The following is a 20,115-nucleotide window of genomic DNA, read 5'->3' on the forward strand; positions in this document are numbered from 1 at the left end:
ATAGCAAGTTGGTCCCACCCCTTCCCATCCCGAACAGGACCGTGAAACAACTTTGCGCCGATGATAGTGCTGCAACCAGTGTGAAAGTAGGTTATCGTCAGGCTTGTTATTTGGTGAAACAGCCCCCGGCTGTTCCACCTAGAGAAAAACCCGATCAGCAATGGTCGGGTTTTTTTTCGTCTGGTGGTTTTGTCTGGCGCCGGTGGTGGCTGTCGGCTTACGCGCGTAGCGCTAAGCCGACCTACGTTTATTGGATGGCGGGTAGGTCGGATTAGCGGAGCGTAATCCGACAAGTTGGCAGCCAAGTGACAAACGAAAAAAAAAGCAGCGCTGCGCGCTGCCTTTCTATTCTGATTTTCCTTTATTGACCGGCCACCACCGGCGTGGCCCCGCTCCTGGCCACCCACTCGATCAGCGCATCGACGGCGGCGCGGCCGTTGCCGTTACCCACCAGGTCGCTATTGATCATGGCGACCACCACGCACAGTTGGTTGTTGGCGTCGGGCACGTAGCCGGCGATGGCGACCACATTCTTCAACGTTCCCGTCTTGATGCGCGCGCGCGCGGCGGCCGGACTGTTCAACAGGCGCTTGCGCATGGTGCCGTCCAGCGCGACGATGGGCAGGCTGGACTGGAACTCGGGCGCCCACGGACTTTGCTGCATCGCCTGCAAGACGCCGGCCATTTGCGCAGGCGCAATGCGCCCTGTGCGCGACAAGCCGGAACCGTTGTCGACCAGCATGCCTTGGGTATCGATATGGTGCCGTTGGAACCATTCCTGGATGACTAGCCGCGCACGCGTGGCCGTGTCTTCCGGCGCCGCCATGGCGATGGGGCGGCTACCGAGCCAGCCATCGCTTTGCAAGCTGCCCAGGCTCAGGAACAGAGTGCGGGCCAGGGTGTTATCCGACGTCTTGTTGATATCGCGCAGCACTTCCGGCAAGGCGCGCGCCACATGGTCGGCCAGCATGCGCGTGCCGACCGGGTCGGCCGTCGGCGGCAAGCCAGTTGCCGGCGCTTCGCGTACCGTGCCCGTGATCGTGCCGCCCAGGCGTTTCCAGGTGGCGCGGAACAAGCGGTCCGCATAATCGTTGCGGTCGAGCACATTGATGCTGGTGGCCTTGCTGCAATTTTGCGGGAAGGTGCCGTGCAGGATGACCTGCAGCTTGCCGCTCGCATCGCGCCGATATTCGGGCGGGCGCCAGCCGTCTTCCCATCTGGCGCAACTGCTCTTGATGAGCTTCATGTCGCTCGTGATGCTGACGTTCTCCAGCGGCGGCTGCATCAGGATGCTCAATTGCCGGTCCGTCGAAGTCATATTGATATCGAGCAGATTGGTGTTCAGTAATAAGGCATCGGGGATGACGTTGTAGCGGAATTCGGCCGACTCATCGAACGGCGCTGCGCCGATATCGGGCCGGGCTGGCTGGAACAGCTGGCGGTCGAGGATCAAATCGCCCTTGATTTTCACGATGCCCTGGTTACGCAGGGTCTGCAGCATGTGCTCCAGCACGTCCGCATTGAAATCCGTGTCGGCGCCGCCGCGCAGGATCAAGTCGCCCTTCAGCACGCCATTGATGACGTCGGCGCTGGTGCGCAACTCCGTGCGGCCGCGAAAGATGGGGCCCAATTGCTCCAGGCCCACGGCCGCCGTCACCAGCTTCATGGTGGAGGCCGGTTGCATGCTGCGCTCGGCGCCATGCGACAGCACGGTGGTGTTGCCGCGCAGGACGATGGCGCCCATGGCGTCTTCGGGGATATTCGCGCTGCGCAGCAGCAGGCTGACGGATTCGGGCAATTGCGCGTGGGCGGTCGACAGGCCAAGACCGGCCAACAGCGCAGCCATCAGAACAGGACGTAACATGGTGCTCCTTAGTGGAAAAAGACGTAGGCAACGAAGACGGCCGTGATCACGCCAGCCAGATCGGCGATCAGGCCGGCCGTGATCGCATAGCGCGTCTTGCGGATGCCGACGGAACCGAAGTACAGGGCCACGATATAGAAGGTGGTGTCGGCCGAGCCCTGGAAGACGCAGGCCAGGCGGCCGACGAAGGAGTCGACGCCGTAGGTATTCATGGCATCGATCATCATGGCTTTCGAGCCGGAGCCGCTGAGCGGCTTCATCATGGCCGTCGGCAGGGCGGGCACGAAGTCCGTATTGATGCCCAGGTTGGCAAAGAACCAGTTCATGCCGCTCATCAGGAAATTGAACACGCCCGCATTGCGGATCACGCTGATGGCCACCAGCATGCCGACCAGGTAGGGAATCACGGTAATCGAGGTCTGGATGCCGCCTTTCGCCCCTTCGATGAAGGCGTCGTACACGTTCACTTTCTTGCGCAGCGCGCCAATAATAAATATGGCGATGACGCTGATCAACACCAGGTTGCTGACCACCTTGGAAACCAGCTCGATTTCCTGCTTCGTCAGGTATTGCGTGAAGTACCAGATCATGGCGACGATGGCGCTCGTCATACCGCCCATCCAGCCCAGCACGACACGGTTGAGCAAGTTGATGCGTTGCTTGATGGACACCGTGATGATGCCGACCACGGTGGCCACGTAGGTGGCGATCATGCAGGGGATAAAGATGTCGGATGGATCGGCCGCGCCGAGGATGGAGCGCTGCGCCATGATGGCCAGTGGAATCAGGGTCAGGCCCGAGGTGTGCAGCACCAAAAACATGATTTGCGCATTCGTCGCCTCTTCCTTGTTCGGGTTCAAGGTCTGCAGGCTTTCCATGGCTTTCAGGCCGAACGGCGTGGCCGCATTGTCCAGGCCCAGCAGGTTGGCCGAGAAATTCATCACCATGTGGCCCGTGGCCGGGTGGTCTTTCGGAATTTCCGGGAAGATGCGCGAAAAGAACGGTGCGATGACTTTCGCCAGCCAGCCGACGATGCCCGCCTTTTCACCGATGTTCATGATGCCGAGCCACAAGGTCATCACGCCGGCCAGCGGCAGGGCGATATCCATCACGCCCATGCGCGCCGTCTCAAAGGTGCCGTCGATGATGCGTTTGAAGATATCGGTATCGCCGAGAAACAGCCACTGCAGCACTGCGGCCAGGAAGCCAACGAGGAAAAAGCCGGACCAGATGTAATTAAGTGCCATATGCGATCAGTTCTGTGTGTCGGGAGTGAAAAATGTCTGCAAACAAAGTATAGGGGCAGCCCGATACGAGTTGATGAAAGAATGCAGCAATCGCATGCCAAAAAGTTATAAGCTGGCAGCCTGTTTTCATTGGCGCCCCGTCGCTTGCCCGCGTAGTGTGGGGGATGCCTGTCGCTTACCGCTGTTCCTTACCCTTGTCTGCACTGGATCACTGATGATGTTTTTACGCAAAACCGCCTGCGCCGCCGGCCTTGCCCTGTTGACGCTATTTACCGTGTCCGCCGATGCCGCCAACGATGCCCGCGCGAATAAAACCTTGCACTTGTTTTTGAGCACCAGCGAGACGGGCCTGGACCCGGCCGTGGCGTCCGACCTGGCCAGCCTGAACTTGATGGAAAACATTTTTGATCCGCTGCTGCGCTATGACTACCTGGCGCGCCCGGTGCAACTGCAGGGCAATACGGCGCGCGGCTTGCCCACCGTGGAAGATGGCGGGCGCACGTATATCTTTCACTTGCAGCCAGGTATTTTCTTTACGCCCGATCCTGCTTTCAAGGGCCAGCCGCGCGAAGTGACGGCGCAGGATTATGTCTACAGCCTGACGCGCCTGTATGACCCCAGCCTGAAGTCGCCGTGGCTGTTCTTGCTGGAAGACAAGCTGGTGGGCGATGCTGCCCTGAAAGCCAAATTCAGCTACGACACGCCGATCGCCGGCTTGCAAGCGCTGGACAAATACACCTTGCGCATCCGCTTGAACGGCGTCGACCCGAACTTCCTGTTTTACCTGGCCATGCCGGCGACCGCTGTGGTGGCGCGCGAAGTGGCCGAAGCGTACCCGGCGGCAGGGCAGATCGGCAACCACCCCGTGGGCACGGGGCCCTTCCTGGTGAAGGAGTGGAAGCGCAGCGACAAGATCGTGCTGCAGGCCAACCCGACTTTCCGCGCCACCGTGTTCCATACGGAAACCAAAGCGCTGGCCGCCTTGCCACCGGATGCGCGCGCCATCGCCGCCGCGCTGGAAGGTAAGCAATTACCGCTGGTCGAACGCATCGAGGTGCGCATCGTCGAGGAATATCAATCGCGCATGCTGGGTTTTTTGAAAGGTGAATTCGATTACCTGGAACAAGTGCCCGAATCGATGACGGACATGGTGCTGGAAAACGGCGCCCTGAAACCGGCGTTGGCCGCCAAGGGCATGCAGCTGACGCGCTTTCCCGTGCTGCAGACGTATTACATGTGGATGAATATGGACGACCCCGTGCTGGGCGGCACTGGCAAGGACAAGCTGGCCCTGCGGCGCGCTATTGCCCTCAGCTACAACAGCCGCGAAGACATCGCGCTGTTGAAGAAAGGGCTGGCGTTGCCGGCGCAATCGCCGCTACCGCCGAATGTGCTCGGTTACGACAAGAACTACCGCAGTCCCGTCGGCTACGATCCCGTGCTGGCGCGCGCCTTGCTGGAGCGCTTCGGCTACAAGGCGGGTGCTGATGGTTTCCGCACGCAGCCCGATGGCACGCCCTTGATTTTGACCATGCACACGGAGCCGAGCACGGTGGGCCGCTTGCGCGACGAACTGTGGCGCCGCAACCTGAACGCCATCGGCGTGCGCGTGGAATTTAAAAGCGACAAGAAGACGGAAATCATCAAGGCGTCGCGCCTGGGCAAGGTGCAGATGTTCGAGACCAACTGGATCGCAGACTTCCCCGATGGCGATAACTTTATGCAATTGTTGTATGGCGGCAACGTTGGCCGCGCCAACTATGCCCGCTTCAACTTGCCCGATTACAATAAACGCTATGAGGAGGCGCGCCTGCTATCCGATACGCCGCGCCGCCGCAGTCTGTACTTCGACCTGTTTCAGCTGATCCACGCCTACACGCCGTGGGTGCTGCTGACGCATCCCATCTCTGCCGACCTGCAGCAACCGTGGCTAAAAAACTACAGGCGCCACCCTGTGGAATTCACGTCCTGGCGCTATCTGGACGTGGATAAAGCCAAGGGTAGCCCCGCAGGCAAGTGACCATGTCACTGAAAAGGGCATTCATTCCAAAAAGTTATGGTTAGGAAAGCATTTTTCATTGGCTGGTCCCGGATGCATCGCGCTACTCTGAAAATGAAAACAAATAAAGTCATGCGCAAATGTCATAAAAAAATGTACTGCGAGACAGACGTTGCGACATATCTAACAGCCTGACTTGAGAACTCAAGTTTCGATTGCCCAAATAAAGGAGAGACCCGTGAAATTGAAGAAGCTAGCGCAATTGGTGGCATTGATGGGGGTGGTGGGGCCGGTGATGGCACAGGAAGCGGCGCCAGCGATGCAACGGGTCGAAGTCACGGGCAGCAGCATCAAACGTGTGGCCAAGGAAGGCGCGCTGCCGGTGCAAGTCATCAGCTTTGAGCAGATGGAAAAGCAGGGCATCACGACGGCCGAGCAACTGGTGCGTACCCTGTCGGCAAACGGCACGGGTGCCGAGAACATGACTTCGGGCAATAACGTCTTTGGCGCCGACGCGGACCGCCTGGCCGGCGGCGCCTCGTTCGCCTCGCTGCGCGGCCTGGGACCGGGCGCGACCCTGGTGCTGCTGAACGGCCGTCGCGTGGCCACGCATGGCGCCAGTGGCCGCGCCGTCGACTTGAACTCCATTCCGCTCGGTGCAATCTCGCGCGTGGAAATCCTCAAGGATGGCGCTTCGGCCATCTACGGCACGGATGCCATCGGCGGCGTGATCAATTTCATTCTGAAAACTAATTACAGCGGCGTGGAAGCCTCCGTTTCCACCAACGACACGCAAGCGGGCGGCGGCGCCACGCGCCGCGCTTCCATCCTGGCCGGCACGGGCTCGCTGGAAGAGGACGGCTACAACCTCATGGCCAGCCTGACCGTCGACAAGGCGCAGCGCCTGAACGGCAGCGACCGCTCCTTCGTCAATGGCTTCCATCCTGGCCGCGGCCTGTCGCCTGACACCACGGGCACGCCGTTTGCCAACCAGATGGCGGGGGCCGGCACGGCATTGGGCACCGCCTTCCAGCTGCCTGGCGACCCGAATCAATACCTGCAAGCCAATCCCCTGAGCTTCCAGGGCAAGTGCGACAGCGTCGCCGGCATGTCGCAATACCAGACGGCACTGTGGAAAGACGTGACGTCGCCGTTGCGCACCAAGTATTCCTGCGCCTACGACTATGGTGCCGACTATGTGTTGCAATTCCCTGTTGAACGGGCCAATTTCCTGTCGCGCGGCACGTTCAAGCTGGCACCCGACCACCGCATGTTTGTCGAAGCGCTCGGTTCGCGCACCAAGGCCACGGCGATTTTGACGCCGATGCAGGTGCAGACCAGCATTGCCAACAAGGCCGTCTACCCCGTGGGCGGCGCGTATTACCAGGATTTGTCGGCCTACATCCCGTCTTTCGACAAGACCAAACCGATTGCCTACAAATGGCGCGCCAATGACGTGGGCAACCGCACGCAGGAAAATACCACCGATAACGCCCGCGTACTGCTGGGTTTTGAAGGCAACTTCGGCAAATGGGATTACAAGACCGGCGTTTCCTACGCACAGAGCACCACCAAGACCAAGCTGACGGATGGCTATTCCTACACGGACAAGTTGTACGCGGCCCTGGGGACAGGGATCATCAATCCGTGGGTGGGCGCGGGCCAGAGCCAGACGGAAGCGGCCAGGCAATTGATTGAGTCGACCAAGTTCCGTGGCGCCTTCCAGCATGGCAAGACGACACTGACGCAGATAGACGGTTCCGTTTCGGGCGAACTGTTCCAGCTGCCGGCTGGCGCTGTGGCGATGGCCGCCGGTTTTGATTTGCGCCGTGAAGGCTACAGTTTCGGACAGGATGTCGATGCCAACCTGATTCTGTTGGCGCCAGGAAATGCCGCATTGAAGGATGTCAGCCGCAACGTCAAGGCCGTGTATGCCGAGTTGCTGGTGCCCATCATGAAAGACCTGGAAATGCAGCTGGCCGTGCGTCGTGATGATTACAGCCAGGTGGGCGCCACGACGAATCCGAAGATTGCCTTGCGTTACCAGCCGGCCGACTTCATCCTGTTCCGCGCCTCGGCCAGCAAGGGCTTCCTGGCACCGAGTTTCGACCAGCTCTATTCAGGTGTATTGACGCAGGAATTGCCGAATGGTGTGAAAGATCAGGAAGGCTGCGCCAAGCATCCTGGCGTGAAGGAATATTGCAGCATCGATCGTCTCAGCTACACGACGGGTGGTAACCTGAACCTGAAGCCGGAGACGTCGAAGCAGGGCAGCGTCGGCATCGTCATCGAACCGGTGAAGGGTTATTCCGCCTCGTTCGATTACTGGGCCATCAATACCCAGGACCAGCTCCTGAAACGCACGCCGCAAGTCGTGCTGGCCAATTACCAGGCGCTGAACCAGTATATTTTCCGCAAGGCCGATGGCACCATCGATTACGTACAGGCGGGCTGGTTCAATGCGGGCGGCAGCCGCGTGCGCGGCCTGGACGTCAGCTTGCGCGGGGAAGGCAAGGTCAAGGACGCGAAATGGACGGCCACCCTGGACGGCACGTACATGGACAGCTTCAAGTTTGCCGAATACAAGGGGCAAGAATACAAGGAGCTGGTCGGCAATTTCTACACGCGTGATTTGTACTTGCGCTGGAAACACAACGCCAGCTTCGGTGTCTCGCGCGGCGACTGGAGCGGCTTGCTGATCCAGAGTTTTGCTTCCGGCTACAAGGACCAGGTACCGAATGACGGCAAGGGCATGCCGCCGCCGGGCTTCAAGTCCGATGTGTCCAGCTACACCACGTATAGCTTGTCGGGTACGTACACGGGCTTCAAAAATACCACCTTGACCCTGGGCATCCAGAACTTGTTCGACCGCGATCCACCGTTCACCGCGCACAACGTGGATGAAGTGGTGGGCGCCGGCTGGGATCCGCGCGTGGCCGACGCGCGTGGCCGCGCCTTCACCTTCCAGCTGAAGTACAAGTTCATGTAAGGCAACCATGCCGGCGGCGATCCCGCCGGCATGTTAACCTCGTGCGGCGGCGCCTGGCGTCGCCGTTTTTTATTCCAGGAAAGGGTCGCATGTCCAGTCAGACCAATCTCAGCCGGCGCCACTTCGGCGGCTTGCTGGCCGCCAGCTTCGGGGCGGCAGGCACACCGGCGTGGGCGGCGGCCGCGCAAGGGAAGGGCAAACGCATGCAACAGCCACACGCATTGATCAAGCCGGCGCGCCTGCGCGATGGCGACCTGGTGGCCATCATCGCACCGGGCGGCTTTACGGATGAGGAGTCCATTGCCAAAGCCCAGCGCAATATCGCATCGCTGGGACTGCGCGCCAGCCTGGGCGCGAATATTCGCGCCGTGCACGGCAACTATGCGGGCACGGTGCAGCAGCGCCTGGACGACTTGCACGCCGCGTTTCGCGACCCGGAAGTCAAGGCGGTGTGGGCGATACGTGGCGGCTCCGGCTGCATTTCACTGCTGGCGCTGCTCGACTATGGCTTGATCCGCGCCAACCCGAAAGTGCTGATCGGCTATTCCGACATCACGGCCCTGCACCTGGCCATCGCCCGCCAGACGGGCCTGGTGACCTTTCACGGTCCCGTGGCCTCGTCCACGTTTTCCGACTACACGGTGACGCAGCTGCGCAACGTGCTGATGACACCGCAAGACAGCTACACGATCCCGATGGCGCTGGACAACCACCGCCGCGCGCAGACGCAGCCGAACTTCGCCATCCGCACCGTGCATGGCGGCCAGGCGACGGGACGCTTGACGGGCGGCAACCTGTGCCTGGTCAGCGCACTGGCCGGCACGCCGTATGCGGCCGATTTCCGCGAGCACATCCTTTTCCTCGAAGAAATCAATGAAGTGCCTTACCGCATCGACCGCATGCTGTGTCAGCTCGACCTGTCCGTGGGGTTTTCCAAGGCGGCGGCGCTGATGCTGGGCATTTTCGAGCATTGCGAGGCGGCCGAGGGCGACACGGCGCTGACCCTGAATGACACCCTGAACCAGCATCTGCAGCCATTGACGGTGCCGGCCGTCAGCGGCTATTCGTTTGGCCACATCCGCCACCAGTTCACGATACCGATGGGGATCCTCGCCACTCTGGATGCGGACCGGCAAACCTTGACCTTGTTGGAGCCGGCCGTCTGCTAGCGCACGGTGCAGCAGGGTGATTGTCAGTATGCTAGTGTGATAAGGCGTGGCACGAGGCCGCGCCGCCTTCTTCACCGCACCCGATATGATCAACCGCCACGCCAGTACCTACATCCTCAGCCACCCGCTGGCCTTCGTGCTGCAGGTGCTGAAGGCTTTTCGCGCCAACCAGGGCTTGCTGCTGGCGGGCGCCGTCGCGTATTACTCGCTGCTGTCCATCGTGCCCCTGCTGATGCTGGTGGTGGTGGCCCTGTCGCACGTGATCGCGCAGGATGAATTGCTGCAAACCATAGGTCATTACCTGGAATGGCTGGTGCCGGGGCAATCGAAGGCCATCGTGGCCGAGGTCGCGCATTTCCTCAACAACCGGGGCGTGATCGGCTGGCTGCTACTGCTCACCATGCTGTTCTTCAGCTCCCTGGCGTTTACCGTGCTGGAAAACGCCATGAGCGTGATCTTTATTCACCGCGTGGCCATCCGCCGCCGCCATTTCCTCATTTCCGCCGTGCTGCCGTATTGCTACATCCTGTGCCTGGGCGTGGGGATCTTGCTGATCACCCTGGTGGCGGGCAGCCTGCAAGTGATGGGCGAGGAAAGCGTGCGCTTCCTGCGCCACGACTGGGGCCTGGAAGGCGTGTCCGGCGTGCTGCTGTATCTGCTGGGACTGGCGGGCGAAATCCTGGTGCTCAGCTCGATTTACCTGGTCATGCCGGTGGGACGATTATCGATTACGCATGCGCTGATCGGCGGCGTGACGGCGGCCTTGCTGTGGGAAATCGCCCGTCACGTGCTGGTCTGGTATTTCTCCACCTTGTCACAGGTCAATGTCGTGTATGGTTCGATGACGACAGCCATCGTCGTCATGTTCAGCCTGGAAATCGGCGCCACCTTGCTGCTGCTGGGCGCGCAAGTGATTTCCGAGTACGAAAGGGTGGCGCGTGGCGGGCAAGAGGACAAGCCGCTGGCGCTAAGGACTTGATTTAAAGTATGGCTTCAATTCGTTGTTGCATTGCACAAAAGGCTGTGCTATACTTCGCTCAGTGATTGAGATTTGGCAGCAAATCATCTCACCATCCAGTTTCAGCGCGGCGACCGACAGGTGTAATGTCGATGGCGTGACAGTGCGAAGAAATGGATTTTGTAATTCCGGATACGATGGTCGATTTACACTTGGAGTCACCATGCAGATAGCATGGGAGTCCGAAAATCAGGAGGCACTTTGCAGATAGCACTGGCGTCCATGACACGATTAAAGCATTGGTAATACATTGGAACGAAGCCCGCGCTAGCGGGCTTTTTTTTCGTCTGGTGGGCGCGTTTATAAACCTACTACGCAGCCCGCTATCGAATTGGCGTTACTCGCCGTACCGAAGTACGGCTGCGTTACTCAATCCGATAGCGGGCTTGCTCGCTACGGTTTCTAAAAGCGCTGAGACCGCTACTTCTAGATATTTTTACAAGGCTCTGGCGATAAGAATTTTCTGAATATCGCTGGTTCCCTCATAAATCTGGCACACGCGTACGTCGCGGTAGATGCGCTCGACGGGGAAATCGGACACATAACCGTAGCCGCCGTGCACCTGGATGGCGTCCGAGCACACTTTTTCCGCCATTTCCGACGCAAACAGCTTGGCCATGGCCGCTTCCTTCAAGCACGGCAGGCCCGCATCCTTCATCGATGCTGCGTGGCGGATCAGCTGGCGCGCTGCTTCGATCTGCGTGGCCATGTCGGCCAGGCGGAATTGCACGGCCTGGTGTTCATAGATGGGTTTGCCGAAGCTTTCGCGCTCGCGCGCATAACTCAGGGCCGCTTCATACGCGGCGCGCGCCATGCCCACGGCTTGCGACGCGATGCCGATGCGTCCGCCTTCCAGGCCGGACAGGGCGATCTTGTAGCCTTGCCCTTCTTCGCCAATCAGATTTGCCGCCGGGATGCGGCAGTTGTCGAACAGGATTTGCGCCGTGTCCGACGAATGCTGACCCATCTTCTGTTCCAGTCCCGCCACAATGTAGCCTGGCGTGTTCGTCGGCACCCAGAAGGCGCTGATGCCGCGCTTGCCGGCCGCCTTGTCGGTGACGGCCATGACGATGGCCACGTCCGCATACTTGCCGCTGGTAATGAACTGCTTGGTGCCATTGAGTACGTATTCATTGCCGTCGAGCGTGGCCGTCGTGCGCAGGGCCGAGGCGTCGCTGCCCGTGTGCGGTTCCGTCAGGCAAAACGCGCCAAGCATCGTGCCTTGCGCCAGCGGGCGCAGCCATTGTTCCTTTTGCGCGTCGTTGGCATACATCATGGCGATGCTGCACACGGGGCAATTATTCACGGAAATGATGGTCGACGTGCCGCCGTCACCGGCGGCAATTTCTTCCAGCACCAGGGCCAGCGACACGTAATCGAGGCCGGCGCCACCGAGCGCTTCCGGCACGGCCACGCCAAAGGCGCCCAGCGCGGCCAGTTCCTGCAATTCTTCTTTCGGGAAATGATGTTCCTTGTCCCAGCGGGCCGCGTTGGGCGCCAGGCGCTCGCGCGAAAAACTGCGCAGCGCTTCCTGGATCATTGATTGTTCTTCATTGAGTATCATGGGACGTCGTCTCGTATTTTTTATAGTGGAGGCAGGAATTACCAGGCGATGGGCTTGCCATCATAGTTGCGGAACACGGCCTTGTCCGTGGCCGGCAGGCTGGCCAGGGTGGCGCGGATGCCGGCAGCGCTTTGCTCGGGTGAAATATCGGCGCCGGCGCCGCCCATGTCCGTGCGCACCCAGCCCGGGTGGAAGGCGACGCAGCTGACGCCTTGCGGGCCGTACACGAGGGACGTGTCGATCAGCACGGAATTCAAGGCCGCCTTGCTGGCGCGGTACAGCGAACCGCTGGGGTTGCCCCGCTCGCTCAGGGAGCCCATGTGCGAGGACAGCACGGCCAGTTTGCCTTTGGCATTGGCCACCAGCGGCGCCAGAAGCGGCAGCAGCCGCATGGCCGCCAGCACGTTCGTGTGCATGACGGCATCGAAATCTTCTTGCGTGGGGGTACCGTCGTGACGGGGGCCGTACACGCCCGCGTTGAGAATGGCCACGTCGAGTTTTTCATCGTCGAGCTTCCAGCCCAGGCCGGCACAGCCCTCCACATCCGTCACGTCGAGCTGGTGCGCTTCCGCGCCCAGTTGCGCGAGGGCGTCGCAAGCGTCTTGCGTGCGCGCCGTGGCGATCACCCGCCAGCCATCGTGGCGGTATTGACGGACGATTTCGTGGCCGATGCCGCGCGAGGCGCCGATGATCAATGCGGTAGGCATGTCTTTTCTCCCTGGGTGAAATCAATGAAAAGGCGCGCAGCGAACGTGACCACGCCGCGCGCGCCTGTCGTCAACAGCGCAGCTTATACCAGTTCGATCGCCATCGCCGTCGCTTCGCCGCCGCCGATGCACAGGGCCGCCACGCCGCGCTTGCCGCCGGTTTTCTTCAAGGCACCCAGCAGGGTGACGATGATGCGCGCGCCCGAGGCGCCGATCGGGTGGCCCAGCGCGCACGCGCCGCCGTGGATGTTGATCTTGCTGTGCGGAATGTCGAGGTCGTGCATGGCGGCCATCGGCACGGCGGCGAACGCTTCATTGATCTCGAACAAGTCGACATTGCTGCTGCTCCAGCCCGTCTTGGCGTACAGCTTTTTCACCGCGCCGATGGGGGCCGTGGTGAATTCGTTTGGCGCCTGCGCGTGCGTGGCATGGCCGTGGATTTTCGCGATGACGGTGCAACCGAGTTTTTTCGCCGTCGATTCGCGCATCAGCACGAGGGCGGCCGCGCCATCGTTGATCGACGACGACGAGGCGGCCGTGATGGTGCCATCCTTCTTGAACGCCGCTTTCAAGGTCGGGATTTTTTCCAGGCGGGCTTTTTGCGGGCCTTCATCGATGCTGACGATGGTGTCGCCGCCGCGGCCGGAAACGGTCACGGGCACGATTTCCCATTCGAAACTGCCATCCTTGGTGGCCGCTTGCGCGCGTTTCACGGATTCGATGGCAAACGCATCCTGCGCTTCGCGCGTGAATTGGTACTGGCTGGCGCACTCTTCGGCAAACGTGCCCATCGAGCGTGCGTTACCCTTTTCATCGCGGCTGTAGGCGTCTTCCAGACCATCCATCATCATGTGGTCATAGATCATGCCGTGGCCGATGCGGTAGCCGCCGCGCGCCTTCGGCACCAGATAGGGGGCGTTGGTCATCGATTCCATGCCGCCCGCCACCACCACGTCGGCGCTGCCGGCGAGCAAGGTGTCATGCGCGAACATGGTCGTCTGCATGGCCGAGCCGCACATTTTCGACAGGGTCACGGCGCCCGTGGAATCGGGCAAGCCCGCCTTGCGCAAGGCCTGGCGCGCGGGCGCCTGGCCCTGGCCAGCCATCAGGCAATTGCCGAAAAACACGTGTTCCACGGCATCCGGCGCCACGCCGGCCCGTTCGACGGCGGCGCGGATGGCCACGGCGCCCAGGTCGCTGGCGGTGACGTTGGCAAAGTCGCCCTGGAAGGCGCCCATGGGGGTGCGTGCGGCACCGACGATTACGACTGGATCATTCATGTTGGATCTCCGGTTAAAGGTGGGGATGGTGACTGCATACAAAAACGCAGGTGCTGCGGATAAGGGAAGACGTCCTCGATATGGCCGTCTTCGATGCGCTGCTTGCGCGCCTGCCAATATTGCGCCGTCAGCAGGTCGGCATGGTGCTGCATGAAATAGCGGCGGATGCGGGGATTGCCCAGCAGGAAGGTGCCGAATTGTTCGGGAAACACATCGTGCTTGCCGATGGGATACCACGGTTCGGCCGACATTTCTTCTTCCTCCGTGCGGGCTTGCGGGATGACGCGGAACTGGCAATCGGTGATGTACTCGATTTCATCGTAATCGTAAAAAACGACACGCTGATGACGGGTCACGCCAAAGTTTTTATACAGCATGTCGCCGGGAAAAATATTCGCCGCCACCAATTCCTTGATGGCGTTGCCGTACTCGACGATGGCGTGTTCGACCAGGTCATCGCGGCCTTCCTTCTCGGCATTGCTCAGCCACATGTTCAGCGGCACCATGCGCCGCTCGATGTACAGGTGGCGGATGATGATCTGCTCGTGGTCTTCTTCGATCAGCGAAGGGGCGAACTGTTTCAACTCGGCCAGCAGTTCTTCGGCAAAACGGGCGCGGGGAAAGGCCACGTTGGAATACTCGAGCGTGTCGGCCATGCGCCCCACCCGGTCGTGGTGTTTCACCAGCAAATACTTTTGCTGGACTTGCGCGCGCGTGGTTTCCTTGGGGGGCGGAAAGAAATCCTTGATGACCTTGAAGACATACGGAAACGAGGGCAGGGCAAACACCAGCATCACCAGGCCACGGATGCCGGGCGCGCTTTCAAAGTGGTCCGACGAATGTTTCAGGTGCTGCAGGTAGTCGCGGTAAAACAAGGTCTTGCCCTGTTTCTGCAAGCCCAATATCGTATAGATTTCGCTGCGCGGTTTGCGCGGCAGCAAACTGCGCAGGAATTGTACGTAGGCCGACGGCACTTCCATATCGACCAGGAAATACGCGCGCGTAAATGAAAACAGCACGGCGATCTGCTGCTGCTCGAACAGCACCGTGTCGAGCACCAGCTTGCCGTGACGGTTGTGCAGGATCGGCACGACAAACGGGTATTCGCGGTTGCCGTTGATGCCCTTGCCGACCAGATAGGCGCCCTTGTTGCGGTAAAACAAGCTGGTCAGGACCTGGATCTGGTGGTTCGGTTCGAGCCGGTCGCCGCCGAACAGCTGTTGCAGCCGCGCTTCCACTTGTGCCACGTCACGCTCGAGGTTGGCAAAGGCGCAGTTCAGCTGGAAGTTGCTCACCATGCGCGTCAAGGTGTGGCGCAAGCCATCCTTGCCCGGGTAATACACGCGGTAGGTGGGGGCCGGATCTTGCGTTTCGATGTATTCCGTGGAAACGACGGGACGCACGAAAATATAGTCGTTATTGAAATATGTGCGGTGCAGGATGTTGCAGCAGACGGAATTGAAGAAGGTTTCCGCCAGTTCCGGCTGCTTGTGCTCCGTCAGCATGCCGATGTAATGCAACTTCAGTTCGCGCCACACTTCATCGCTCAACTCCGACTCTTCGTACTCATCTTCGAGCATCTGCACGCATTCCTGCACGCGCTTGTCATAAAAGTCGATGCGTTCGCGGGCCGCCGTCTGCGCCGCGGCCCAGGCGCCTTGTTCGAAATACTGCTTGGCTTGCCGGCTGGTTGCGCGGAACAAACGGTAATGCTTGTCGAAGCCGTCGCGGATGGTGCGCGCGATATCGAATGCAATCTGGGAAGAGAGCAATTTGGGGAAGGCAATGTGCGTCATAGTTGTGCTCGCATGAATGGCTCATCACCCAGTCGATCGTCGCGCGCCGTGCTTACTTGGTTTCCGCAAACAGTTCGCGGCCTATCAGCATGCGGCGGATTTCGCTGGTCCCGGCGCCGATTTCATACAGCTTGGCATCGCGCCACAGACGGCCGGCCGGATACTCGTTGATGTAGCCGTTGCCGCCCAGGGCCTGGATCGCTTCGCCCGCCATCCAGGTCGCTTTCTCTGCACTATACAGAATGGCGCCGGCCGCATCCTTGCGCAACTGGCGCACGGCTTCCGGCGTGGTGGCGCGGTCGCAGGCCTGACCCACGGCGTAGACATAGGCCTTGCACGCCATCATGGTCGAATACATATCGGCCAGCTTACCTTGCATCAATTGGAATTCGCCGATGGGCTGGCCGAATTGCTTGCGGTCATGCACGTAAGGCACGACCAGGTCCATGCAGGCCTGCATGATGCCCAGCGGGCCGCCGGACAGCACGGTGCGCTCGAAATCGAGGCCCGACATCAGCACGTTGACGCCCTTGCCCAGGCCGCCCAGCACGTTTTCGGCGGGCACTTCGCAATCCTGAAACACCAGTTCGCCCGTGTGCGAACCGCGCATGCCCAGCTTGTCGAGCTTTTGCGCGATGGAAAAGCCCTTGAAATTCTTTTCGATCAGGAACGCCGTCATGCCGCGCGGACCCGCATCCAGGTCGTTTTTCGCGTACACCACCAGCACGTCCGCGTCGGGGCCGTTGGTGATCCACATCTTGGTGCCGTTCAAGACCCAGCGGTCGCCCTTGAAGTCGGCGCGCAGCTTCATGCTGACGACGTCCGAGCCTGCGTTCGGCTCCGACATGGCCAGGGCGCCGATGTGCTCGCCCGTGATGAGCTTTGGCAAATACTTGGCTTTTTGCTCGGCCGTGCCGTTGCGCTTGATCTGGTTCACGCACAGGTTCGAGTGGGCGCCGTAGGACAGGCCGACGGAAGCCGAGGCGCGCGAGATCTCTTCCATGGCGATGATGTGCGCCAGGTAACCCATGCCGGCGCCGCCGTACTCTTCGCTGACGGTGATGCCGAGCAAGCCCATGTCGCCCATTTTGCGCCACAGGTCCATGGGGAACTGGTCCGTGCGGTCGATGTCGGCCGCGCGCGGCGCGATTTCGGCGGCGGCGAATTGTTGGATCGCTTCACGCAGGGAGGCGATGTCGTCGCCGTGGTCAAAGGTCAAGCCTGGGAGATGGAGCATGTCGTCCTCGTCGTCGTTATCTTCGTTATATTGGTGGCGGTCATGGATGCCGGGTCAGTGAAGCTATGATACTCAGTTGTGACGTTTACGTAAACGTCAACCGATGCGCGGCAGCGGTCTGCTGCTTGCGCCTTTAGTTTGTTTGCGCCTTATCAAGGTTCGAGTCCGCCAGCATGCGCGCGCAAGCGTCTTCATGTGCGCTGATTTCCGCCAGCGCCATTTCGATATCGATGCGCTGCTGTTCCAAGGTCTGCCGGTGCTGCGCCAGCACGCCCAGGAAGCGGTCCATCTGCGCGCGCGTGTCCTTCGGCGATTCGTACATGTCGACCAGGCTCTTGATTTCCGACAGCGCCAGGCCCAGGCGCTTGCCGCGCAGGGTCAGCTTCAGGCGGGTGCGGTCGCGCGGCGTGTAGACGCGGCTGCGCCCGCCGGCACCTTCGCGTTTCGGACTGAGCAAGCCCTGGTCTTCATAGAAGCGGATGGCGCGCGCCGTGATGTCGAATTCCCGCGCCAGTTCGGTAATCGTATAGGTCGTCATGGGTGCGGGCGGTGTCGGTTGCATGGGTGGTCGATAGCTAGATGGGTGCTGCGAGGCAATGGTGGCAAAGTGCCGTATACGTCAACGTCAATACTATTGTAGCGTGCCCTGCCCGTGCTGCAACAAAGAAAAAGAAGGCGTGAATGGGGGGAGTTTGGCGAATCAGACAACAATTACTGAAAATAAATTGATTCTTCTTGCGCAAACGCGCTTAAGATCGAGAGTTGGTGGCCAAGATGACACCAAAAAGAGCTTTCCTGGCATAACGGCGACATTCTTTTCGCTGCGATGGCAGTAAAATTTTTTGGACGCAGTCTCTTTCCAGTGGGCACGATCAAAAAACAAGGTCTCGTGATAAGCACGCTGTTCAGATCGTTTCCATGTTGGAAACAAAATGGCCCTTCTGAAAACTTTGTCTACAAGAAATTGTATGGCATGGGCATTGCGTGTATCGGTAGAGCAGGGCATTATCCGATACCGTACGTTGTAATGCCAAACCGAGGCTTTGAATCGTGCTGCAGTGCGAAAATCAAGGCTAGCCGCGAATTTGACCCGAAGCCATGCAGAATCGCAAGAGAAAATTCGGCCCACTTTTTGACCTGAAAAGGCCGGGCGGAGTGTTAATTGTTAATTGATACTTTTTTCAAATGTAACAATCTGTATGGTCATTCAAGAAACTGACTTTCATGTTACAACATGAAATAGTACACCTATGAATTCTTCTAACGAACGCGAAAGCTTCAGCCAGCGACTTCAGTTGGCTCTCAAAAACGCCCATTATTCTCCAGACAGCCCGACCAGACTGGCCCGGGAATTCAATATCCGTTTCGACGGGCGCCCGATTACCGTGCATGCAGCTAGGAAATGGTTAGTAGGTGAAGCAATTCCGACGCAAGAGAAATTGCGCATGATTGCTCAATGGTTGGGCGTTCCGGCCGAATGGTTGCGCTTTGGCGGCCCGGAAAGCGCCACGCCGAATGGCGAAGCGGGCAGCGCTTTGTCGCGTTTTGAGTCCGCCGATGTGAAATTAATTGCCGATTTGCAAAGATTAGATGAACATCATCGTCAAATCGCGCGAGAATTTATTCGCATGCTGGTAAGAGTCAACTACCAAAAGTAAGCATTCAGGCCCTCCCCGGCCGGCACCGTCCGCCTTTCGTGGGCGGTGCTCCCCCTGTCCTTTTATTTGCGCAAGGTCATACTGGAGACATGATTTTGCCGCACAATAAGACCTCGCATGTTGCGCTGCAGCGGAATTATTTGACAATAATCCCGCACGCAGCGGCGCAGCGGCCAATACCAGCGCATAATCACATCAGAAGCAGCCAGTTCATCCACTACGGAGCCGAGCATTTGAGCCGTCTTATGAAAAGTAACTACAGCAATACCGCGCAGCTGAAGGACTTGATGACCGTGCCCCCCATGACTGCCGCGCAACATGCGGAAGTGATGCGCAAACGGATCGCCCACCGCAGGATGGTTGAAGAAGCCAGGGATTTGAAGCAGGCAAGTGCCCACCAATTCGACAAACGGTGAGGGATGCCTGACCAAAGCTACTGCGCGTCGGCATAGGCGGTCTGCGATGCTCACCAGCTCGGCGCCCCCGTGCTAGAGCACGGTTGCGCTTCTCGACCACCTCTTCCTTCCGCTCGCTACGCTTTTGTCACGCATCGTGACGTGCGTAGTTGGTGATGTAGCCTGTTAGTTTGTTGCTGGCTGGTCTGGAGTTTTCAAACCATTCCACCGCGGCGCCAAGGCGTGCTCGATGCCGAGCAGGTCGATGACGCGCGCCACCGTATGGTCGACCATTTCCGCGATGCTCTGCGGGTGGTGATAAAAGCTTGGCAAGGGCGGGAAGATGATGCCGCCCATTTCGGTCACGGCTGTCATATTGCGCAGGTGCGCCAGGTTGAATGGCGTTTCGCGCACCATCAGGATCAGGCGCCGGCGCTCTTTGAGCACCACATCGGCTGCCCGCGTGATCAAATTATCCGACAAGCCATGGGCCACGGCCGCCAGGGTCTTCATCGAGCACGGTGCGATGACCATGCCATCCGATTGAAACGAGCCGCTGGCGATCGACGCGCCGATGTCGCGCAGCTTGTGCACCACGTGCGCCTGCGCTTCGATGTCCTTGCGCCCCACGCCTGTTTCCTGGTGCAGGGTCAGTACGGCCGCATCCGACAAGACCAGATGCGTCTCGACGCCGGGGATGGCGCCGAGTAATTGCAGCAGCCGCAAGCCATACACGGCGCCCGTGGCGCCCGTGATGGCCACGACGATACGGCGCGGCCGCTGCGTTTGGCTATCAGGCATCCAGCAGGGACTTCAGTTCGCCCGATTCAAACATTTCATTCATGATATCGGAACCACCGATGAACTCGCCTTTGACATACAGCTGCGGAATGGTTGGCCAGTTCGAGTAATCCTTGATGCCTTGGCGCACTTCCGGGTCATCCAGCACGTTGACTGTCGCGATGTTTTCCACGCCGCACGCTTTCAGGATCTGGATGGCGCGGCCGGAAAAGCCGCACTGCGGGAATTGGGCCGTGCCCTTCATGAACAGCACGACTGGCGTGCTCGTCACGGTTTCTTTGATCCAGGTTTGTACGTCGCTCATAGCTGCCTCTGATGGGTAAATAAATAGATGCCGTCATTTTATAAGAAAACGCCGGCACGGGTATGCGCTCAAGTCATAAATCGGGCA

At 59.7% G+C, this 20,115-nt stretch carries 16 protein-coding genes and 1 rRNA gene; 6 read left to right on the plus strand and 11 right to left on the minus strand.

What is annotated here, in order from left to right:
* Positions 1–103: ribosomal RNA gene (rrf, locus tag KO539_RS23080) — 5S ribosomal RNA — on the plus strand; the annotation flags it as partial.
* A gap of 258 nt (positions 104–361) precedes the next feature.
* Here rrf and dacB read toward each other — a convergent pair.
* Together dacB and KO539_RS23090 are read right to left on the minus strand one after the other, a co-directional pair.
* Positions 362–1,864, minus strand: a complete 1,503-nt coding sequence (gene dacB / locus KO539_RS23085; protein WP_219311982.1) for a D-alanyl-D-alanine carboxypeptidase/D-alanyl-D-alanine-endopeptidase — start codon at positions 1,862–1,864, stop codon at positions 362–364.
* 8 nt (positions 1,865–1,872) lie between these two features.
* Positions 1,873–3,111, minus strand: a complete 1,239-nt coding sequence (locus KO539_RS23090; protein ID WP_035823177.1) for a nucleoside recognition domain-containing protein — start codon at positions 3,109–3,111, stop codon at positions 1,873–1,875.
* Between the two features lie 214 nt (positions 3,112–3,325).
* Between KO539_RS23090 and KO539_RS23095 the strand changes: the two genes are divergently transcribed.
* The 4 genes from KO539_RS23095 (at position 3,326) to KO539_RS23110 (ending at position 10,247) form a co-directional block, all read left to right on the plus strand.
* Entirely contained in the window at positions 3,326–5,131 is a 1,806-nt protein-coding gene (locus KO539_RS23095) for an ABC transporter substrate-binding protein (RefSeq protein WP_219311984.1), read from the plus strand.
* A 217-nt stretch (positions 5,132–5,348) separates the two neighbouring features.
* A complete protein-coding gene (locus KO539_RS23100; RefSeq protein ID WP_374106478.1) occupies positions 5,349–8,099 on the plus strand; it encodes a TonB-dependent receptor in 2,751 nt (916 codons plus the stop codon).
* An 89-nt stretch (positions 8,100–8,188) separates the two neighbouring features.
* Positions 8,189–9,268 carry an LD-carboxypeptidase gene (locus KO539_RS23105; protein WP_219311986.1) on the plus strand — a complete coding sequence of 360 codons (1,080 nt, stop codon included), beginning with the start codon at positions 8,189–8,191 and terminating at the stop codon, positions 9,266–9,268.
* An 85-nt stretch (positions 9,269–9,353) separates the two neighbouring features.
* A complete protein-coding gene (locus KO539_RS23110; RefSeq protein ID WP_099379183.1) occupies positions 9,354–10,247 on the plus strand; it encodes a YihY/virulence factor BrkB family protein in 894 nt (297 codons plus the stop codon).
* A gap of 475 nt (positions 10,248–10,722) precedes the next feature.
* Here KO539_RS23110 and KO539_RS23115 read toward each other — a convergent pair whose 3' ends face one another.
* From KO539_RS23115 to KO539_RS23140, 6 genes are all read right to left on the minus strand, one after another.
* Positions 10,723–11,850: an acyl-CoA dehydrogenase family protein gene (locus tag KO539_RS23115; protein WP_099379184.1), complete on the minus strand. Its 1,128-nt coding sequence runs from the start codon at positions 11,848–11,850 to the stop codon at positions 10,723–10,725.
* Positions 11,851–11,888: 38 nt separating this feature from the next.
* Entirely contained in the window at positions 11,889–12,557 is a 669-nt protein-coding gene (locus tag KO539_RS23120; RefSeq protein ID WP_219311988.1) for an SDR family oxidoreductase, read from the minus strand.
* Between the two features lie 83 nt (positions 12,558–12,640).
* On the minus strand, positions 12,641–13,837 hold the full coding sequence (locus KO539_RS23125; protein WP_099379186.1) for an acetyl-CoA C-acyltransferase: 1,197 nt from the start codon (positions 13,835–13,837) through the stop codon (positions 12,641–12,643).
* Positions 13,834–15,633 (minus strand): bifunctional isocitrate dehydrogenase kinase/phosphatase, encoded by a 1,800-nt coding sequence (gene aceK / locus KO539_RS23130; RefSeq protein WP_219311990.1) that lies wholly within the window; start codon positions 15,631–15,633, stop codon positions 13,834–13,836. The genes KO539_RS23125 and aceK overlap by 4 nt, the downstream gene beginning before the upstream one ends.
* A gap of 52 nt (positions 15,634–15,685) precedes the next feature.
* Complete coding sequence (locus tag KO539_RS23135; RefSeq protein ID WP_219311992.1) at positions 15,686–16,870, minus strand: isovaleryl-CoA dehydrogenase; 1,185 nt, start codon at positions 16,868–16,870, stop codon at positions 15,686–15,688.
* Between the two features lie 133 nt (positions 16,871–17,003).
* Positions 17,004–17,408, minus strand: coding sequence for a MerR family DNA-binding transcriptional regulator (locus KO539_RS23140; RefSeq protein WP_099379188.1), 405 nt, complete (start codon positions 17,406–17,408; stop codon positions 17,004–17,006).
* A 712-nt stretch (positions 17,409–18,120) separates the two neighbouring features.
* Here KO539_RS23140 and KO539_RS23145 point away from each other — a divergent pair.
* Complete coding sequence (locus KO539_RS23145; protein ID WP_034753756.1) at positions 18,121–18,528, plus strand: hypothetical protein; 408 nt, start codon at positions 18,121–18,123, stop codon at positions 18,526–18,528.
* A gap of 62 nt (positions 18,529–18,590) precedes the next feature.
* Here the strand turns inward: KO539_RS23145 and KO539_RS23150 are convergent, their stop codons facing one another.
* The 3 genes from KO539_RS23150 to grxD all read right to left on the minus strand — a co-directional run bounded on the left by KO539_RS23150 (position 18,591) and on the right by grxD (position 20,028).
* Positions 18,591–18,998 carry a hypothetical protein gene (locus KO539_RS23150; protein ID WP_219311994.1) on the minus strand — a complete coding sequence of 136 codons (408 nt, stop codon included), beginning with the start codon at positions 18,996–18,998 and terminating at the stop codon, positions 18,591–18,593.
* 111 nt (positions 18,999–19,109) lie between these two features.
* The gene (locus KO539_RS23155; RefSeq protein WP_219311996.1) at positions 19,110–19,724 is read right to left on the minus strand and encodes a UbiX family flavin prenyltransferase; all 615 of its coding nucleotides are present in this window, start codon (positions 19,722–19,724) and stop codon (positions 19,110–19,112) included.
* Complete coding sequence (grxD, locus tag KO539_RS23160) at positions 19,717–20,028, minus strand: Grx4 family monothiol glutaredoxin (RefSeq protein ID WP_010402157.1); 312 nt, start codon at positions 20,026–20,028, stop codon at positions 19,717–19,719. Before grxD ends, KO539_RS23155 begins: the two co-directional genes overlap by 8 nt.
* Positions 20,029–20,115: the final 87 nt, after the last annotated feature.

It is taken from the genome of Janthinobacterium sp. NKUCC06_STL (genome assembly GCF_019345455.1).
Classification (GTDB): Bacteria; Pseudomonadota; Gammaproteobacteria; order Burkholderiales; family Burkholderiaceae_D; genus Janthinobacterium; species Janthinobacterium rivuli.

Coding starts and splice junctions, on each gene's coding strand:
- dacB (WP_219311982.1), bottom strand. CDS start 1,864: ATGTTACGTCCTGTTCTGATGGCTGCGCTGTTGGCCGGTCTTGGCCTG.
- KO539_RS23140 (WP_099379188.1), bottom strand. CDS start 17,408: ATGACGACCTATACGATTACCGAACTGGCGCGGGAATTCGACATCACG.
- KO539_RS23145 (WP_034753756.1), top strand. CDS start 18,121: ATGAATTCTTCTAACGAACGCGAAAGCTTCAGCCAGCGACTTCAGTTG.
- aceK (WP_219311990.1), bottom strand. CDS start 15,633: ATGACGCACATTGCCTTCCCCAAATTGCTCTCTTCCCAGATTGCATTC.
- KO539_RS23095 (WP_219311984.1), top strand. CDS start 3,326: ATGATGTTTTTACGCAAAACCGCCTGCGCCGCCGGCCTTGCCCTGTTG.
- KO539_RS23110 (WP_099379183.1), top strand. CDS start 9,354: ATGATCAACCGCCACGCCAGTACCTACATCCTCAGCCACCCGCTGGCC.
- grxD (WP_010402157.1), bottom strand. CDS start 20,028: ATGAGCGACGTACAAACCTGGATCAAAGAAACCGTGACGAGCACGCCA.
- KO539_RS23115 (WP_099379184.1), bottom strand. CDS start 11,850: ATGATACTCAATGAAGAACAATCAATGATCCAGGAAGCGCTGCGCAGT.
- KO539_RS23155 (WP_219311996.1), bottom strand. CDS start 19,724: ATGCCTGATAGCCAAACGCAGCGGCCGCGCCGTATCGTCGTGGCCATC.
- KO539_RS23105 (WP_219311986.1), top strand. CDS start 8,189: ATGTCCAGTCAGACCAATCTCAGCCGGCGCCACTTCGGCGGCTTGCTG.
- KO539_RS23120 (WP_219311988.1), bottom strand. CDS start 12,557: ATGCCTACCGCATTGATCATCGGCGCCTCGCGCGGCATCGGCCACGAA.
- KO539_RS23090 (WP_035823177.1), bottom strand. CDS start 3,111: ATGGCACTTAATTACATCTGGTCCGGCTTTTTCCTCGTTGGCTTCCTG.
- KO539_RS23125 (WP_099379186.1), bottom strand. CDS start 13,837: ATGAATGATCCAGTCGTAATCGTCGGTGCCGCACGCACCCCCATGGGC.
- KO539_RS23135 (WP_219311992.1), bottom strand. CDS start 16,870: ATGCTCCATCTCCCAGGCTTGACCTTTGACCACGGCGACGACATCGCC.